Genomic DNA, 16,358 nt, shown 5'->3' with positions numbered 1-16,358 from the left:
CCGGCAGTCGTTCTGCTTACGCGCCCCGGTAATGGTGAGTATTTGGAAATGTTTTTTGAAGGAAGGAACAGTGCTGTGGTGAAGTTGAAAGTTTCAATTGTTATGTTCTTGTTTGTTTTGTTGGTCGGCTGTGAAAGGACTTCATATGTTTCGGATGTAAGGCCTAGAGAGACTTCAAAATTTTGCCGGGAAACAACTGGTGACGGATCGAAGGGTAGCTGCTTTTCCGGTCTTCAGGTTATTTCAGGTAACTATGTTCTTCTGAAGGGAAATGTGTACTGGAGGACTGTCAAAACTTACTCGGAGTCGGCATGTGCAGCCAGTAGCGGGGATGCGACTGCCGCGATCCCTAACCTCCTATCTCCGAAATGCTGGATAGGAGGTCATGAAAGATATTACGTTAGCGAGTATCACCTGTATTTTGTAGTCAAACACTCTCCCGACTTTCGCGTGCTAGGGGGAGAAGGTGGCTCTGTTAAGGTTGACTGGCAGCAGTTGCAGTTGCAAGATTATGCCACGGATCTTAAATCTGTATACTTTCAAGGGAGGGTAATAAGAGAGGCTGATCCGAAGAGATTTTCAGTGATCTTTCCTTTTGGTGATAATGAAGATTGGGATGCTTTTTATGTGTCGCAGAGTGGTGCGATGTTGTTTCTTAGTGGTGTTCCGCAAGGAGATATTGATATTTCCGGGTTTCACTATTTTGAAACGACCAAGTGCCCAGGGCACGGGCTTCCTTGTACATCCGAGAAAGATCTTGCTGATTTTATCAGGTCTGGCCAGTCGATAGTGGGATGGTCTGGTTCTGATATAATTTTACTGAGAGGGGAAAGGGCTTATAAGTTCAATGGAATGATGTCTAAAGATGCATATGTGTTCTCGAGTATTAAGCGGACGTATTTTTACTCTAATGGAAAATTTTACGAGTTCAAATTTGAGGACGAGCGTGGACTTGAAAGGGGGGTCAAGCTTTTTGATATGGATGTGGAATATTACAGGGCGAACAACTATTGATGGTTTCTATTCCGAATGTCTGAAGGGTTTTCTTCCTTTGCGAGGTTGGAGCAGGTTTCCCCCCAATGGTGCGGCGGCTCCAGCAACGGTCTGATTGAAGTCGGCGCGGGAACCACGGGTGGCCGGGCGGGGCTGTTTTCCGTACCATTGCCGGCCCTTCGAAGTCCCCGTTCCGAGTAGAAAAATGAAACCCGCCCGCCTGCGTGCCGATGTCCTGGCCGGACTCACCACGTCCTTCGCGCTGGTGCCCGAGTGCATCGCCTTCGCCCTGGTCGCCCACCTCAACCCGCTGATGGGCCTGTACGGCGCCTTCATCCTCTGCACCCTCACCGCGCTGTTCGGTGGTCGCCCCGGCATGGTTTCCGGCGCCGCCGGCTCGATGGCGGTGGTGATCGTCGCGCTGGTGGTGCAGCACGGCGTGCAGTACCTGCTGGCCACGGTGTTGCTCGGCGGTATGGTGATGATCCTGTTCGGTGTGCTGCGCCTGGGCAAACTGGTGCGGATGGTGCCGCACCCGGTGATGCTCGGCTTCGTCAACGGCCTGGCGATCGTCATCGCCATGGCGCAGCTGGAGCACTTCAAGGACGGCGCGCACTGGCTCAGCGGCAACCCGCTGTACGTGATGCTGGGGCTGGTTGCACTGACCATGGCAGTGGTCTACCTGCTGCCGAAACTGACCCGCGCGGTGCCGCCGGCGCTGGTGGCGATCCTCGGCGTGGGCCTGCTGGTCTACCTGCTGGGCCTGCCGACGCGCACCCTGGGCGACATGGCGCACATCGCCGGTGGCCTGCCGCCGTTCGCGTGGCCGGCAATCCCGTGGAACCTGGATACCCTGCGGATCATCGCGCCCTATGCCTTCCTGATGGCCATGGTCGGCATCCTGGAAACCCTGCTGACCCTCAACCTCACCGACGAGATCACCGAGAGCCGCGGCTTCCCGGACCGCGAGTGCGTGGCGCTGGGCGGCGCCAACATCGTTTCCGGCCTGTTCGGCGGCATGGGCGGCTGCGCCATGATCGGCCAGACGGTGATCAACCTCAGCTCCGGCGGCCGAGGTCGGCTGTCCGGCGTGGTGGCCGGGGTGATGATCCTGCTGTTCGTGCTGTTCCTCTCACCCCTGATCGAGCGGATTCCGCTGGCGGCACTGGTGGGCGTGATGTTCGTGGTGTCCCAGCAGACCTTCGCCTGGGCCTCGTTGCGGGTGCTGAACAAGGTGCCGCTGAGCGACGTGCTGGTGATAGTCGCGGTGACCGCCATCACGGTTGCCACCGACCTGGCCACCGCCGTGTTCTGCGGGATCATCCTTGCTGCCCTGGACTTCGCCTGGAAGCATGCCCGCGAGCTGTACGCGGATATCCATGACGAATCCGATGGCGGCAAGCTGTACCGCGTCCACGGCACGCTGTTCTTTGCCTCCACCACGCTCTTCCTCAACCAGTTCGACCCGGCCAATGACCCGCAGCAGGTCACCCTGGACTGCGCGCACCTGAGCTTTGTCGACTACTCGGCCATCGCGGCGCTGATGACCCTGCGCGAGCGCTATGCCAAGGCCGGCAAGCACTTGCGTGTGGTGCATCTGTCCGAGCGCTGCAAGCAGTTGCTCAAGCGAGCCGGCGCGCAGCACGCCTGAGTTTCGGCGCAGGGTTTCATCCGCGATGCGGCCTGACGGCGATCGCGGGCGGAGTCCGCTCCTACGCCACGTGCAACGGCTGGCAGGGTGCCTGAACCTGTAGGAGCGAGCTTGCTCGCGAACGCAGTATCCGGGGGCGCTGGAGCTGGGCGGTTCGCGACCAGGCTCGCTCCTGCAAAAGCTAAGCCGCTTCGCCGGTGAGCTCCTGCCAAACGCATTCGAGCGCATCGGCATCCAGCAGCAATTGGCGGGCGGCGCAGCGGATGCGCCGGGCCTGTTCGTCGGTGACGTTGCAGGAGCACAGTTCGCGCAGCAGCTCGGCGGCGACCTCATTGTTGAAGGATGTGGTGCGCACGGTGCGCAGGATCTGGTTGTCACGGATTGGCATGGCGCTCTCCCAGAGGTGCATGAATAAAAACAGCGAGGCGCCCCGAGGGCGCCTCGCCGGTCAGTGGTCAAGGTTCAGAATTTCATCTTGATGCCCAGGATGCCTTCGTAGCTGCGGCCCTCACCATCGAAGGATTTCTGAAGTCCCAGCGAACCGGTGACGCTGGTCCGGTCATTGAGCTGGTAGTCCACGCCCAGGTTCAGTTCGCCCCAGCTGCCGTCCATGTCGGTGCCGAAGGGGATGTAGCCGTTGGCCGTGGAGAACTCGGTCTTGGCCTTGCCCTCGAACTCGTGCCAGACGCTGGGCCGTACCCAGGCGCTGGTGCGATGGATACGCCCCTTGTCGTCCTCGCGGAACCAGTCCTTGTCGACCCGTACGCCCAGGCGGCCGGTGAGGGAGTCGACGTCCTCGAAGTGCACGTCGGCGGCATCGTCGTGGCTGTCGTCGAGCTTCAGCCGGCTGGCGATCAGCTGGGCCTGCGGCTCGAGGTGGAGGGTCTTGTCACGGTTGAGCTTGAACGGGTAGCCGGCTTCCAGCGAGGCGGTGACACCATGGCCGCGGGTCTTCAGGGAGTCGGCGTCGTTGGCGCGGGCCTGCATGTCGAAGCGGTTGAATTGCAGCACGCCATCCAGGTACCAGCCTTTGGGCCCGAAGTGCGTCCAGTAGCCGCCGATGCCGTAGGAGCGCAGGGTGTCGTCGCCGGCGCCCTGGCCGTCGGTGTGCTCGACATTGCCCTTGATGCGCCCGGCCTGCAGCGACAGGCCGGCCTGGTCGGTGCTGCCGTCGGTGTCCTCGTTGCGGTAGAGGTCGGCGCCCACCTGGAAGGCCTGGATGCGGTAGTCGTAGTCGGCGCCACCGGGCAGGCTGTCCTTGCCCTTCTGGTAGATCAGCCGGCCCCAGCCCAGGGACGGGCCGTAGGTATCGGTTTCTTCGCTGGGCAGCGGGTCGGTGGCGTTGCGCCGTTCTTCACCCACTCGCTCGTGCAGCGTGTCGACCAGGGCGCGGCTGTAGTTCAGGGCCATGGCGGGGAGGGCGCTGTACAGCGAGGTTTCCGCGCGGTAGTTGGGTACCTGCGGTGCGGGCGCAGGGGCCGGATCGGTCGGTGCGTCGGGCGTGACGGGGGCGATGGGGACGACCGGATCGGCCGGATCGACGGGGGTGACCGGATCGACTGGATCAACAGGATTGACTGGATCAACCGGATCAACCGGATCAACGGGATCGACCGGATCAACAGGAGCAGCATCCTTCGTCGAGCGCAGGTACCAGGCTTCGCCATTGCTGTCGTCGAGACTGGCGCGGTGCAGCGTGTATTCGTACGGGCCGGCCTTGACCCGGTTGAGCAGACGGAAAGCCTCGGCATCGGTGGTGCCGCCGTTCACCGCATCCACCACCTTGATGCCGTTGCCTTCGGTCAGCGCGCCGGGACCGCCGGCGTTCTTGATCCGCAGGTTGCTTTCGCCCGTGGCCTGGCCGCCGTCGATCACCAGTTGGTCGGAGGGCGAGTCGTCCTTGTACAGGTAGGTGTTCAGCGCGAGGGTGCCGTTGGCGCCGTGGTAGTCATTGACGCTGAGCTGCTTGTAGCCGCCGTCGGCGCTGAAGTCGATCAGGCTGGCGTCGTTGCGCAGGCTGCTCAGGTTCGAATCGCCGGTGAGCTGCCACAGGCTGGTGTCGCGCAGGGTCACGTCCGAGTGGCTGCCGGCCGCGGTTTTCGCCGTGCCGGTGACCAGGGAGGACGACAGGTCCAGTCGGGCGTCGCCGGCGGCGTCCTGGCTGGTGCCGATGCCTTGCCACTGGCCGGTGCCCATGTCCGGAACGCTGCTGCCATCGCTGGCCACCGAGCGGTCCACGTTCAGCCATTGGCCACTGCCACCGGCGAGGGAACGGCTGAGGGCGATATCGGCGACACCGGCAGTGGCGATGGTGGCGCCGTCGCGGTTGGACAGTGTGGCGCGGTCCATGCGGACCTGGCCCGGAAGCGCGTCGGTTCCCTGCACGTAAAGCGCTGCGGATTGCGCGCCCTGTGCGGCCACCACGACGGATTCGGCGTCGACGCTGCCGCCCTGGCGGGCCACCACGCCGTGGCCGAGGTCGCCCTGGGTATTCACGCTGACACCATCCAGGCGGGCGCTGGCCGTGTTGTTGGCGAACACCCCCACGGCCTGTTCGCCCTGGGTGCTGACAGTGCTGTTGGTCGCGCTCAGCGCGCCGCCGGATTCGGCCCGCAGGCCGTGGGAGCCGGCACCGAGGGTGGAGATGCTGCTGTCGCTGAGGTCCAGCGTCGCGGTCTCGCTCTTGTACTGCCGGCTGACCATGGCGCCGGCGGCGTGGTCGCCGGAAGTCTGCACGGTGACGTGGCTGGCGGAGAGGCCGACCGTGCCGGGCTTGGCGGAGCCGATGCCGGCGTACAGGCCGACCGAGTACTGGCCTTCGGTCTTCACGCTCAGGTTGTCGAGGATCATGCTGCCGCCATCGTCCACGGCGGCGCCGTAGGCCTGCGATCCCTGGGTCAGCACGCTGGTGCCGTCGGCCACCAGCAGGGCGCCGGGATTGCGCGCGGCGAGGGCGTGGGGAAAGGTGAGGTTGCTGGCCACCGGCGAGCCGTTGCCGGTGGTGGTGACCGAGCCGCCATGCACGATCACCGTGGCACCCAGGTCGGCGACTATGCCCATGGCGTTGTCGTTGCCGTGGGTGGTCACGGTCAGGTTGTTGGCGGTGAGGGTCGAGCCCGGCGCGGCGCTGGAGGAGCTGCCGGCGGCCAGTGCCGTGGAGTAGTTGCCCTGGGTGGTGATGCTGCCGTTGCTGAGGGTGGCGCCGGCGCCTTCGCGGATCTGCACGCCGTAACTGGTCTTGGGCGTGGTGTGCACATCGCTGCCGGTCATCTGCAGGCTCGATCCGGCGCCGTCTACCAGCACGCCCGGCGACCAGGGGCCGACGGCGCCGGCCGGCGCATCCACCGACAGGCTGCTGGCATCGACTGTCGCCGTGGCCCCGCCGGTGATATTCAGGCCGATGGAACGGTTGCCGTCCACGCTCACCGTGGAGTGGCTGAGGCTGCCGCTGGAACCCGCGCCCTCGATGGACACCCCGTGGCCGTACAGCAGGCCATGCACGTCCAGCGTGGCGTGATCGAGCGCCACGCTGCCGCCGCCCATGGCGCGCGCACCGGCGGCCGGGTTGGCGACGCTGCCGGAGCCGCTGATCCTGGCGCTGGAGTGGCTGAGCAGGACATGGCTGCCGCTGCCTTCGGCACGGGCGCCGCCGACGTTGGTACCCGAGATGTCGAGGGTGGACCCGGTGGCGGTGATGGAGCTGCCGGACAAGGCGTGCAGCGCCGCGGTGGTCGTGGTGGTGGTAGCACTGCCGGTGAGCGCGATGTCCGCATTGCGCAAGGCGATCTGCGCACCGTCCTCGGCTCGTGCCGCGCTGGCGCTACCGGCGGCGATATCGAGACTGACGCCTTCGGCATCGATCAGCGTGCCACTGCCGCCGGCGAGCAGACCGTGGCTCAGGCTCAGGGATTTCTCGTCATCCACCGGGCTGGCAGAGGAGACCGCCGCCCCGCTGGTATGAATCTGCGTGTCGCCAGTCAGGTGGACGGTCGCGCCGTTGCGCGCCCAGACACCGACGGAGCCCTTGCCGGCCGTGGTGATCGATCCGCCGTCGAGATCGACCCGTGCGGCATCGGCCAGGACGCCGTGGCCGTTGCCACCGGCGGTGCTGATCGCGGTGCCGTCCAGCGTGGCGGAGGCGCCGCTGTCGACCCGTAGCCCGTAGGCCGAGCCGCCGCTGGTATCGATCGTGCCGCCGCTGGCGGTGAGCGAGCTGGCGCCAGTGACCAGCACGCCATGGGCGCCGCTGGTCGTGGTGCTGCGGGCGCCCGTGGTGGTGACGGCGACGTCGTCCAGCCTGGCCTGGGCGCCATTCTCCAGGGTGACGCCGACGCCACCCCAGGACTGCGTGCCCACCGAGCCGCGGCGCATGTCCAACTGGCCGTTGGTGACCACGATCCCGCGGTTGTTGTTGCCTTTTGCACCACCGCCGATCAGCACCTGGGTGTCGCTCAGTTGCGCTGTGCCGTTGGCGTCGATGCGCACGCCGGTGAGGTCATTGGTGGTGATCGCCACGCTGGCAGTCGTTTTCGGGTCGAGAACGATGCTGCTGTCGCTGATCGTCAGCGTATCCCCGGCACCGACCTGCGCGCCGGTCTGGCCCTTGGCAGCCGCGGCCGTGGTGGCGGAGTTCTCGATACGACCCTGGCTGATGCTGACGGCTCCGCTGGCCTTGACGCCCGTGGCGTTGGCGGCGAGAAGCCTGACCGTGGGCTCGAGATGGCTGCCCGTGGTGGCGATGCCGATGCCGCCGGTGGTGGTCACACTGATTGGCGGCGGCGCGCCGAGCAGGGCGCGGCTGGCAAAGACGGCGGGTGCCTGCTGAGCGGCTTGCAGGGCGATATCCAGGTACGACGCCGCGGCCGGTTCGAACACCGCGCCGGCTTCGGAGGGCTGGTTGAGGTCGTCGGTGTCGGCTTCGGTGACGCTGTCTTCGGCTTCCGCCTCGATCACCCGCAGGCTGAACAGGCTGGCCAGGATCAGGCTGATGGCCTGGGCCAGGTGCGAGCGGCGCAAATGCGAGAGGGAGGTTTCCGACGTGGGCGAACGGCGAGCGGCGTTTGCGGTTTTCATGATGCTTCTCCATAGCGAGAGGGCTATGGCGCAAGCATCGGGTCAGGCGGTGGTGCGCCCCATCGGGGGCGACTGATACTGCTGTAGTGGGTGCACTAGAAACGCGGACTTCCTTTCGGCAGCTTGAGCTGGATCAAAGCGGCGATGGCGAAATCGGTCGTGCTGCCGATCCTGAGTTCCCCTCCGAGCAGGCGACACAACCAGCGAGCCAGGTGGATGCGTGCCTGCTGCTCGATGTCGATCAGCGGCGGCTGGACGTCTTCGTCCTGCGCCGCCCGGAATACCAGCTGCCACTGCAGTTCGCCGTGGGGCAGCGTGGTGCAGTCGGCGGTCAGTTCCAGGGGCGGCAGCCCGGCCTTCTCGAAGCTGCGGATCAGTACGTGGATCAGTCGCAGGTAGCGGTTCGGATCGATCCATCCCCAGGGCGCGTCGGCGCAGGGGTGCAGTTTGGGTCGCGGTTGCGCGGAGTCCAGCGCCCTTTGGGTCAGCTCGTTGAGGTTCTCCGATTGCGGGATGGTCAGCACGGCGCCCTGTTCCAGTCGCGTCAGCTCCAGGAGCACTTCGATCTTGTCGCGCATCTTGCTCACGTGCGCGCTGGACTGGCTCAGGTTCGCATCCTTGGGATGCCTGGCGCGGCTCGCCGCCAGTAGCGCGTCGAGTGAGTCGAGCTCGACGAGCAGGTCCCGGCCCGACGTCGTCAGGAACCCTGTACGGCTGGCGTACAGGGATTCGAGGTAGGTCTTGGATTCCTGCAGGCGCTCGACGTAACGCTCGTGTTCGGTGATGTCGACAGTTGATAGCAGCACACCGATCAGTTTTCCCGACGCCTCCTTCATCGGCACGCCGATCAGCCGGATGATGCGCAGCTCCGCTCCGGCGCGGGCATCGATAATCAGGGTGAAGGGCTCGCCCGAAGCGGTGCCCTTGAGGAATTCCCGGCGCGCTTGCTCGGTGTTCTGCGGGTTGATCTTGCCCAACGAGAAGATGGGGGAGCCCAGCAGTTCCGATTCGCTCTTGTCGTAGTAATCGGCGAACCGTGGATTGCAGGCCAGCAGGGTGCCTTCGACACTCCACAGGCTGACGGGATTGGGGAGGATGTCGAGCAACTGGGCGAGCTGGTCCGGCGTGTGGGGTTGCGCACCGGGCGCACGGGCGAGATCGCGGATCACGCCGTCGTCCAGCAGGCCGCGCTGCCGGGCGGCCTGCACCAGGTCGATCAGCGAGTCGGTCTGGGTCTTCTCCAGCAGGCGGGTCTTGTAGGTGCTGACCGTTCTATCGCTGATCGCCAGTTGTTCGGCGATGTCCTTGACCCGATAACCCTGCGCCAGATACTTCAGCACGGTCAGTTCGCGGGGGGTGATGCTCTCCGGCGCGATGCCTTGCCCGCTGCCGTCGGCCAGCACGTCGGGCAATCGCGCGGGAAATACCTTGCGCCCGCTGAGCACCAGTTTCACCGCCTCGTCGAACTCCTCGGGCAGGTCGCTCTTGTGGACGAAGCCGGCCGCGCCGGCTTGCAGGCAAAGGCTGTGGTAGTACGCCCCCGAAAGGTTGGTGAACACCAGTGTCTTCTGCCGCGCTGCCGCACTGCTGAAGCGCCGCAGCAACTCCACGCCGCCCAGGCGCGGCAGGTCCAGGTCGAGGACCAGCAGGTCCGGGTGCAGGCGCTGCACCAGCGCCAGGGCCTCGCGGCCGTCGCCTGTCTCGCCGACCACCTCATGCCCGGCCGCGACCAGCCGCTGGCGCAGGGCGGCGCGGGTGAAGGGTTGTGGATCGGCAATGAGGATTCGGCTCATTCGCTGGCTTCCTGCGCGGCGATAGGTTCGCTGCAAGGGTAGTCCGGCGATTCAGTTGGCGCAGGCCACCGGTAACAGCAGGCCGATCTGCGCAGCCAGGTACAGCCCTGCGCCGAATACCAGGTGGGTCAGGACGCTGTGGAAGCGAGCTTTGCCGGGATGGGCCGTTTTCGCGGCGGCGATACCCAGGCCGAACGCCGGTTGCATCACCAGGAAGGGCAGCAGGACGGTGGCCAGGCCGAACGCCAGCGCCGGCAGCAGGGTTGGCGCGCACAGCCAGCCGCGGCCGGTGGCGCCGATCAGCAGCGCGGCGAACAGGATGCCGGTGAGGTAATGCACTAACCAGCCCAGGGCACGTTCAGCGGCGATCGGCTCGGCCTTGCCGATGGCGGCGTGATGGAATTGCCCGCGCGGCATATGGCCGACCCAGCGGCCGACCAGCGCATAGTCCAGCGACGGCATGCCCAGCAGGTGCTTGCGCAGGATGCTCCAGCCGTCCATCAGCAGGGTGGCGCCGATGCCGATGGCGGCGCTGTGCAGCAGGGTAGCGAGGGAGTAGGGCATGCGGGGCTCCTTGAGCGAGTCGATGGAGCCCAGCATCCCGGTTCAAGTGGACTTGAGGTCAAGCCCCGCTGGCGCTGCGCCGGCTCAGGTTCGAGCCGATCACATAGAACACCCCGCCGCCGACGATAAAGGCGCCGAGCATGACGAACACCCAGTGCGGGGCGAACAGCGCCAGGAAGTAGCCCACCAGGATCGGCCCGAAGGCGCCGCCGAGGTTGGCCAGGTTCTGCGTGCCGTAGTACACGCCGCGCAGGTGCGGCGGGGCGATGCGGTCGATGAACATGTACTCGGCGGGGATCACGATGATCTCGCCCAGGGTGAACACCACCATCGCCAGCCCCCAGTGCCAGAGGCTGTGGGACAGGCCGAAGCCGACGATGCCGAGTACGAACAGCCCCAGGCCGACGAGCAGCCAGCGCTGCAGGTGCTCGTTGCCGATGCGCCTGCCCAGCAGGTACTGCAGGGCGATCACCGTCACCGCGTTCACCCCGAGCAGGGTCTGGATCACCTGGTAGGCGTACTCCGCCGTCCCGGTGGCCACCAGGTACTGCGAGAGGTAGGCGGAGAACTGGCCGAACACCACGGCGGTGAGCACGCCGCCGATGGTGAAGTACATCAGCCGATGGTCCTTCGCCAGCACGCCCAGCACTGCCAGGAAGGATGGCGGCGAGACACTGGCGGCGGGGCGCATATGACGGTCGCCCAGGCGCGCGAAGGCCAGCAGGAAAAGCGCGCCAAGGCTGGCCGAGATGATGAAGGGCAGGTGCGGGTTGCCCTGCGCGAGGTAGGCGCCGACGAAGGGGCCGATGGCGTAGGCGAGGTTGATCAGGGTGTAGCGGATGGAAAAGGCGCGGCCTTGTTCCTCCGCCGGCAGCAGGCGGCCGAAGAGGGTCTTCACCACCACGTCGGTGACCGAATAGGCGAAGTTGAAGCCCAGCAGGAACAGGAAGAACAGCCACAGCTGGCTGGTCAGCAGCATGCCGGCGAAGGCGGCGACGAAGCAGGCGCCGAAGCCGAGGATCAGCCGGAAGCCGGGCATCCGGTCGATCAGGAAGCCACCATAGAGGCTGAGCAGCGAGCCGCCGAACAATGCGCCACCCATGATCAGGCCGATGCGGCTGACCGGCAGGGCGAACTGGGTCGAGAGGTAGATCACCAGGTAGGGCAGGGTGATGGCCCGGCCCATGGTCAGCAGGAAGGTGCCGCCGAGCAGCAGGTTGACCTGTAGCGGGTAACGCTTGAGCGCGGCGAGCATTCCATGCCTCGGCTGTCGATAGGAGCGGGTGGGCTCTCGATCCTATCAGCACCAGCTTGGTGCATGGCAAGCGCCGGAGGCCCTGGCGAGCCCCCGGCGTGCCCGCTGGGTCAGCTGCTGCCGTGCTTGCCCTGGGCCTTCAGCTCGGCGACGGTCTTGCCACCCACGCCCCAGCTGTCGGTGGCGATTTCCTGGATCACCACGTAGGTGGTGGACGGCGGCTTGCGCAGCACGCGCTCCAGCAGTTCGGTGACGCCTTCGATGAGCTGGCGGCGTTCGTCGGCGGTGACGCCTTCGTCGGTGACCTGGATGTTCACGTAGGGCATTGCGATTCTCCGTTGTTGTTCGAGGGGCGAGTTACCAGACGCCGGTGGTGGAGCCACCGTCGACGTTGAGGAGGGTGCCGCTGACGAAGGTCGAGTCGGTCAGGTAGAGCACGGCGTCGACGATATCCTGCGGGCTGCCGATCTGGCCACTGGGGGACAAGCTGCGGAGGAAGGTATGGGTGCCTTCGTCACTGGCGTGCAGCGGCGTCTCGATGATCCCCGGCGCCACGGCGTTGACCTGCACGTGGGAAGCCGCCAGTTCCAGGGCCAGGCCGCGCACCGCGCTGTTCAGGCCGCCCTTGATCAGTACCGGCAGCAGGGCCGGGACCTTCACGTTGGGCTGCATGGCGATGGACGCGGTGATGGTGACGATATGCCCGGAGCCATTGGCCGACATATGCCGGGCGGCTGCCTGGGACGGGTAGAAGAAGCCCATCAGGTTGGTTCCGACGATGGCGTTGACCTCTTCCTCGGTGTAATCGATCACGGGTTTGGGAATGAAGATGCCGGCGTTGTTGATCAGGATGTCCACCCGGCCAAAGGCTTCGATGGCCTGGGCGAACAGGCGGCTGGCGGTTTCCGGCCGGGCGATGTCGCCGGCCACGCCGAGGAAGTTGTGCGGGTTGCCCAGCTTCGCCGCGGCCTCCTCCAGGCGCGCCTGGGTGCGGGCGTTGCCGACCACGTTGTAGCCGCGCTCCAGGTAGGCGCTGGCGATGGCGAAGCCGAGGCCGCTGGAGGCGCCGGTGACGATGACGGTCTTGCTCATGGTGGATTCTCCGAGAGAGGAGCGGGGCGGTGTGCCCGCGTCTTGGAGGCCAATCTAGGCTGCATTCGCTGCTTGAAAAATGAGGCCCATGGCATTTGAATTGATACCTCATGTAATCAATCGGGCGGCACCATGACTCGCCACTTCGACGATCTGCAACTGGGCAGCATCGAGCTGTTCTGCCTTGCCGCGGAAACCGGCAGCTTCACCGCCGCGGCCAACGAGGCCGGGATCACCCCGGCGGCGGTCAGCCGCTCGGTGGCGCGACTGGAAGAGCGCCTGGGCGCGCGACTGTTCGTGCGCACCACGCGGCAGATGCGCCTGACCGACGACGGCCGCAACTACTTCGAGCAATGCCGCCAGGCGCTGACCCAACTGGTCGACGCCGAGCGCGCTGTCAGCGGCGGCCAGAGCGTCGTGTCCGGGCGCCTGCGCATCAGCGTGCCCACGCCCTATGCGCACTACCGGCTGTTTCCGTTGCTGCCCGAGTTCCGTCGGCGTTTCCCGCAGGTGCAGGTGGACGTGCATGTCAGCAACCGCAATATCGACTTCGCCAACGAGGGTTATGACCTGGCCATCCGTGGCCGCGACCCGGCGGACTCCAGCCTGGTGGCGCGGCGCCTCGAGGAAGCGGAGAACGTGGTGGTTGCCACGCCCGAGTACCTGGCGCGCGCCGGTACGCCGCAGACACCGGAGGAACTGGTTCATCACGAGTGCATCCAGTTCGAGTTGCCCAGTACCGGGCGGCGCGTGCCCTGGTCGTTCCGGGTCGACGGCCAGCCGGTCGAGATCGAGACGTCCGGCAGCCTCACGGTGCTGGAGGATTACCTGGCCACCGCCACCCTGGCCAAGTGCGGGGGAGGGCTGATGCAGGCCTATCGCTTCACCGTGCAGGAGGAACTGAAGCGCGGCGAACTGGTGGAAGTGCTGAAGGACTACGGCCAGACGACACGGCCATTCCTGCTGATCTACCCCCACGCGCGCCATGTGCCGTCGCGGGTGCGGGCGTTCATCGAGTTCATGCTGGCGATGCGGACGTAGGAGCGGACTCCGTCCGCGATCGATTCATCGCCACGCCGACGGGGCAGGGAGCTGGGCGAAGTCATCGCGGACGGAGTCCGCTCCCACACCGTGCCCAGCCGCAGCGTTTTTGCATGATGGTGCAGCGTCGGATAAGGCGAAGACCAGGGGGCTATCGATACGATTTAAGATACAAACAATTCGCATTTACATATAATTTACATCTGCATACACTTTGGCTCCCCGCCGGCGTTCCACCACGCTGGCATTCGCCAACCCGAGTCATTGCGCCGCCAGAGCGCAAAACCTCGCACCAAGGATCCTTCAGCAGATGAAAGACGTAGCGTCGGGAGCGCTCCTGCTCAGTCTCTCCACTTTTGCTCTCTCCGCAGTGGCGGCCCCCGTGGCCATCGACCTGCCCAAGCAGCCCCTGGCCGCTTCCCTGGAGCAATTGCAGTCCGCAAGCGGAATGCGGATTTCCTATGATCGTGCCCAGGTCGCCAAGGTGGGCGCGCCGGCACTCAAGGGCAACATGGAGGCGGGCGCGGCGCTCGACCGTCTGCTGGCGGACAGCGGCCTGCAGGCCACGGTCGACGGCAACAGCGCGCAGGTCAGCGGCACCGTGCGCAGCAAGGCAGCGGGCAACGACAGTGTCGACCTGGGCGCGACCGAGATCGTCGGCGCCGCCAGCGTGGCGCCGGGTACCACCGAAGGCACCGGCTCCTACACCACCGGCGTGATGCAGACTTCCACCAAGCTGAACATGACCGTCCGCGAGACGCCGCAGTCGGTCAGCGTGGTGACCCGTCAGCAGATGGAAGACCAGAACATGCAGGACCTGGACGACGCGATCCGCGGCGTCACCGGCATGACCGTGCAGCAGTACGGCCCGGCGCGGGTGAGCTACGCCGCGCGCGGCTTCGACGTCGACAACATCATGTACGACGGCCTGGCCACCAGCATTTCCACCTACACCCAGGACGTCATCAGCGCCGCCGACCTGGCAATGTTCGACCGCGTCGAAGTGGTGCGCGGCGCCACCGGCCTGATGCAGGGCGCCGGCAACCCGGCCGCTGCGGTGAACATGGTGCGCAAGCGCCCGACCCAGGACTTCCACATGAGCCTGGAAGGCAGCGCCGGCACCTGGGACCGCTACCGCAGCCAGGTCGACGTCTCCGGCCCGCTGAACAGCGAAGGCACCCTGCGCGGCCGCGCGGTGGCCGCCTACGAGACCCGCGACAGCTTCCAGGACGTGGTCAGCGGCGAGCGCGGCGTGCTCTACGGCATCACCGAAGCCGACCTGAACCCGGACACCACCCTGACCCTGGGCGCGTCCTACCAGAACGACAACAAGAACGACAACTGGGTGGGCCTGCCGGCGCCGCTCGGCGGCCGTCACCTGGACCTCAAGCGCTCCGATTACTACGGCGCCGACTGGTCCTACTGGGATACCACCACCACCCACCTGTTCGGCGACGTGGTGCACCGCTTCGACAACGGCTGGCAGATGAAGGTCGCTGCCGACAAGCTGTGGGCGCGCATCGACATGCTCGGCCTGTACAACAGCTGCTACTACACCGAAGGCTGCCCGACCATGATCCAGGGGCCGGGCCAGTACGCCTACACCGACGACCACCAGAGCTACGACGCCTTCGCCAACGGCCCGTTCCAGGCCTTTGGCCGCGAGCATGAACTGGTGTTCGGCGGCAGCTACCGCGAAGAACGCTTCGACGGCCATGGCGGCTGGGGCGACCTGACCTACAACGACGGCTCGCCGGTGACCCCTTTCGACCCAACGAAGTGGGACCCGAGTTCGGTGCAGAAACCGAACATCGACATGAGCCTCTGGAACATGAAGCTCGACCAGGAGCAGAAGGGCGCCTACGTCACCACCCGCCTGAACATCGCCGACCCGCTCAAGGTCATTCTCGGCGGCCGCCTGGACTGGTACGAGGCCGATCCGCACAACGACACCGGCACCCAGAAGGTCACCCGCAACGTCACCCGCTATGCCGGCGTGGTCTACGACCTGAACGAGGTCTACTCGGTCTATGCCAGCTACACCGACATCTTCAAGCCGCAGAGCAACTTCGACTCCAGCGGCAGCCTGCTCGACCCGATCACCGGCAAGAACTACGAGATCGGCCTGAAGGGCGAACACTTCGGCGGAACACTGAATACCCAGCTCGCGCTGTTCCAGATCGACCAGGAAAACCGCGCCACCGACGACACCAGCGGCCCCTCGCCGTGCCCCAGCTCGCCGACCTCGATCTACTGCTCGCGCGCCTCGGGCAAGGTGCGCAGCCAGGGCGTGGACATGGAAGTCAGCGGCGCCATCACCGAGAACTGGCAGGCCATGGCGGGCTACACCTACGTCGACGCCAAGTACAAGCACGACAGCAACGAGGACAACGTCGGCAAGCCGTTCGACCCGAGCAAGCCGCGCCACCTGTTCAAGCTCGCCACCAGCTACACCCTGCCGGGCGAGCTGCACCAATGGCGCGTCGGCGGCAACCTGGTGACCCAGAGCCAGACCGAGGACACCACCACCGGCTTCCAGCAGGGCGGCTACACGGTGACCAACGCCATGCTCGGCTACAGGGTCAACGAGAACATCGATACCCGGGTGAACTTCAACAACATCTTCGACAAGTACTATTACAGCGGCATCAGCTTCGGCAACCTGAACTACGGCGAGCCGCGCAACCTGATGTTCACGGTGAAGTACTCGATGTGATCCGCCTGGCCGGATGAGCGACACGAAAAAGCCCCGCATCGCGGGGCTTTTTCTTGCGGTTCATGCCACCGCCGGGGCCAGTTTCCCTCGGTGTATCCCGAGGCTCGACCCTATTCTTGTAGGAGCGAGCTTGCTCGCGAACCGCCTGAAAACGGCGTAGCCCATGACTCTGTTCGCGAG

The 16,358-nt window shown here is 65.4% G+C and carries 11 protein-coding genes; 4 read left to right on the top strand and 7 right to left on the bottom strand.

The genetic code is table 11. The annotated features are described in order from the left end of the window. The first annotated feature begins 78 nt into the window (after positions 1-78). Both UB43_RS29455 and UB43_RS00290 read left to right on the top strand, forming a co-directional pair. A complete protein-coding gene (locus tag UB43_RS29455) occupies positions 79-1,014 on the top strand; it encodes a hypothetical protein (protein WP_156160310.1) in 936 nt (311 codons plus the stop codon). A 184-nt stretch (positions 1,015-1,198) separates the two neighbouring features. After that, entirely contained in the window at positions 1,199-2,644 is a 1,446-nt protein-coding gene (locus tag UB43_RS00290) for a SulP family inorganic anion transporter (protein WP_045207274.1), read from the top strand. Positions 2,645-2,825: 181 nt separating this feature from the next. On the opposite strand, the gene UB43_RS00285 is transcribed toward UB43_RS00290, so the two are convergent. The 7 genes from UB43_RS00285 to UB43_RS00255 all read right to left on the bottom strand — a co-directional run bounded on the left by UB43_RS00285 (position 2,826) and on the right by UB43_RS00255 (position 12,421). After that, positions 2,826-3,032: a hypothetical protein gene (locus UB43_RS00285; protein ID WP_045207273.1), complete on the bottom strand. Its 207-nt coding sequence runs from the start codon at positions 3,030-3,032 to the stop codon at positions 2,826-2,828. Between the two features lie 74 nt (positions 3,033-3,106). Then, the gene (locus UB43_RS00280) at positions 3,107-7,717 is read right to left on the bottom strand and encodes an autotransporter outer membrane beta-barrel domain-containing protein (RefSeq protein WP_045207271.1); all 4,611 of its coding nucleotides are present in this window, start codon (positions 7,715-7,717) and stop codon (positions 3,107-3,109) included. A gap of 95 nt (positions 7,718-7,812) precedes the next feature. Continuing rightward, the gene (locus tag UB43_RS28735) at positions 7,813-9,510 is read right to left on the bottom strand and encodes a response regulator (protein ID WP_052969467.1); all 1,698 of its coding nucleotides are present in this window, start codon (positions 9,508-9,510) and stop codon (positions 7,813-7,815) included. Between the two features lie 51 nt (positions 9,511-9,561). After that, positions 9,562-10,074: a DUF2938 domain-containing protein gene (locus UB43_RS00270; protein ID WP_045208800.1), complete on the bottom strand. Its 513-nt coding sequence runs from the start codon at positions 10,072-10,074 to the stop codon at positions 9,562-9,564. Positions 10,075-10,132: 58 nt separating this feature from the next. Beyond that, a complete protein-coding gene (locus UB43_RS00265; RefSeq protein WP_045207269.1) occupies positions 10,133-11,329 on the bottom strand; it encodes an MFS transporter in 1,197 nt (398 codons plus the stop codon). A 110-nt stretch (positions 11,330-11,439) separates the two neighbouring features. After that, positions 11,440-11,655: a 4-oxalocrotonate tautomerase family protein gene (locus UB43_RS00260; RefSeq protein WP_045207268.1), complete on the bottom strand. Its 216-nt coding sequence runs from the start codon at positions 11,653-11,655 to the stop codon at positions 11,440-11,442. Positions 11,656-11,686: 31 nt separating this feature from the next. Beyond that, on the bottom strand, positions 11,687-12,421 hold the full coding sequence (locus UB43_RS00255; protein WP_045207265.1) for an SDR family NAD(P)-dependent oxidoreductase: 735 nt from the start codon (positions 12,419-12,421) through the stop codon (positions 11,687-11,689). A 132-nt stretch (positions 12,422-12,553) separates the two neighbouring features. Here UB43_RS00255 and UB43_RS00250 point away from each other — a divergent pair, with 132 nt between their 5' ends. Both UB43_RS00250 and UB43_RS00245 read left to right on the top strand, forming a co-directional pair. Beyond that, on the top strand, positions 12,554-13,462 hold the full coding sequence (locus tag UB43_RS00250; protein WP_045207263.1) for a LysR family transcriptional regulator: 909 nt from the start codon (positions 12,554-12,556) through the stop codon (positions 13,460-13,462). Between the two features lie 310 nt (positions 13,463-13,772). After that, complete coding sequence (locus UB43_RS00245) at positions 13,773-16,178, top strand: TonB-dependent siderophore receptor (RefSeq protein ID WP_045207261.1); 2,406 nt, start codon at positions 13,773-13,775, stop codon at positions 16,176-16,178. Positions 16,179-16,358 lie beyond the last annotated feature (180 nt).

Source organism: Pseudomonas sp. 21 (assembly GCF_000955805.1).
GTDB lineage: Bacteria > Pseudomonadota > Gammaproteobacteria > Pseudomonadales > Pseudomonadaceae > Pseudomonas.
Note: the sequence above shows the minus strand (reverse complement) of the source record. Positions and strands in the feature narration are given on the sequence as shown.

Bases quoted from the DNA above. Each gene is read 5' to 3' on its own strand.
- UB43_RS00290 (WP_045207274.1), top strand. From the start codon at position 1,199: ATGAAACCCGCCCGCCTGCGTGCCGATGTCCTGGCCGGACTCACCACG.
- UB43_RS00285 (WP_045207273.1), bottom strand. From the start codon at position 3,032: ATGCCAATCCGTGACAACCAGATCCTGCGCACCGTGCGCACCACATCC.
- UB43_RS00280 (WP_045207271.1), bottom strand. From the start codon at position 7,717: ATGAAAACCGCAAACGCCGCTCGCCGTTCGCCCACGTCGGAAACCTCC.
- UB43_RS28735 (WP_052969467.1), bottom strand. From the start codon at position 9,510: ATGAGCCGAATCCTCATTGCCGATCCACAACCCTTCACCCGCGCCGCC.
- UB43_RS00270 (WP_045208800.1), bottom strand. From the start codon at position 10,074: ATGCCCTACTCCCTCGCTACCCTGCTGCACAGCGCCGCCATCGGCATC.
- UB43_RS00265 (WP_045207269.1), bottom strand. From the start codon at position 11,329: ATGCTCGCCGCGCTCAAGCGTTACCCGCTACAGGTCAACCTGCTGCTC.
- UB43_RS00260 (WP_045207268.1), bottom strand. From the start codon at position 11,655: ATGCCCTACGTGAACATCCAGGTCACCGACGAAGGCGTCACCGCCGAC.
- UB43_RS00255 (WP_045207265.1), bottom strand. From the start codon at position 12,421: ATGAGCAAGACCGTCATCGTCACCGGCGCCTCCAGCGGCCTCGGCTTC.
- UB43_RS00250 (WP_045207263.1), top strand. From the start codon at position 12,554: ATGACTCGCCACTTCGACGATCTGCAACTGGGCAGCATCGAGCTGTTC.
- UB43_RS00245 (WP_045207261.1), top strand. From the start codon at position 13,773: ATGAAAGACGTAGCGTCGGGAGCGCTCCTGCTCAGTCTCTCCACTTTT.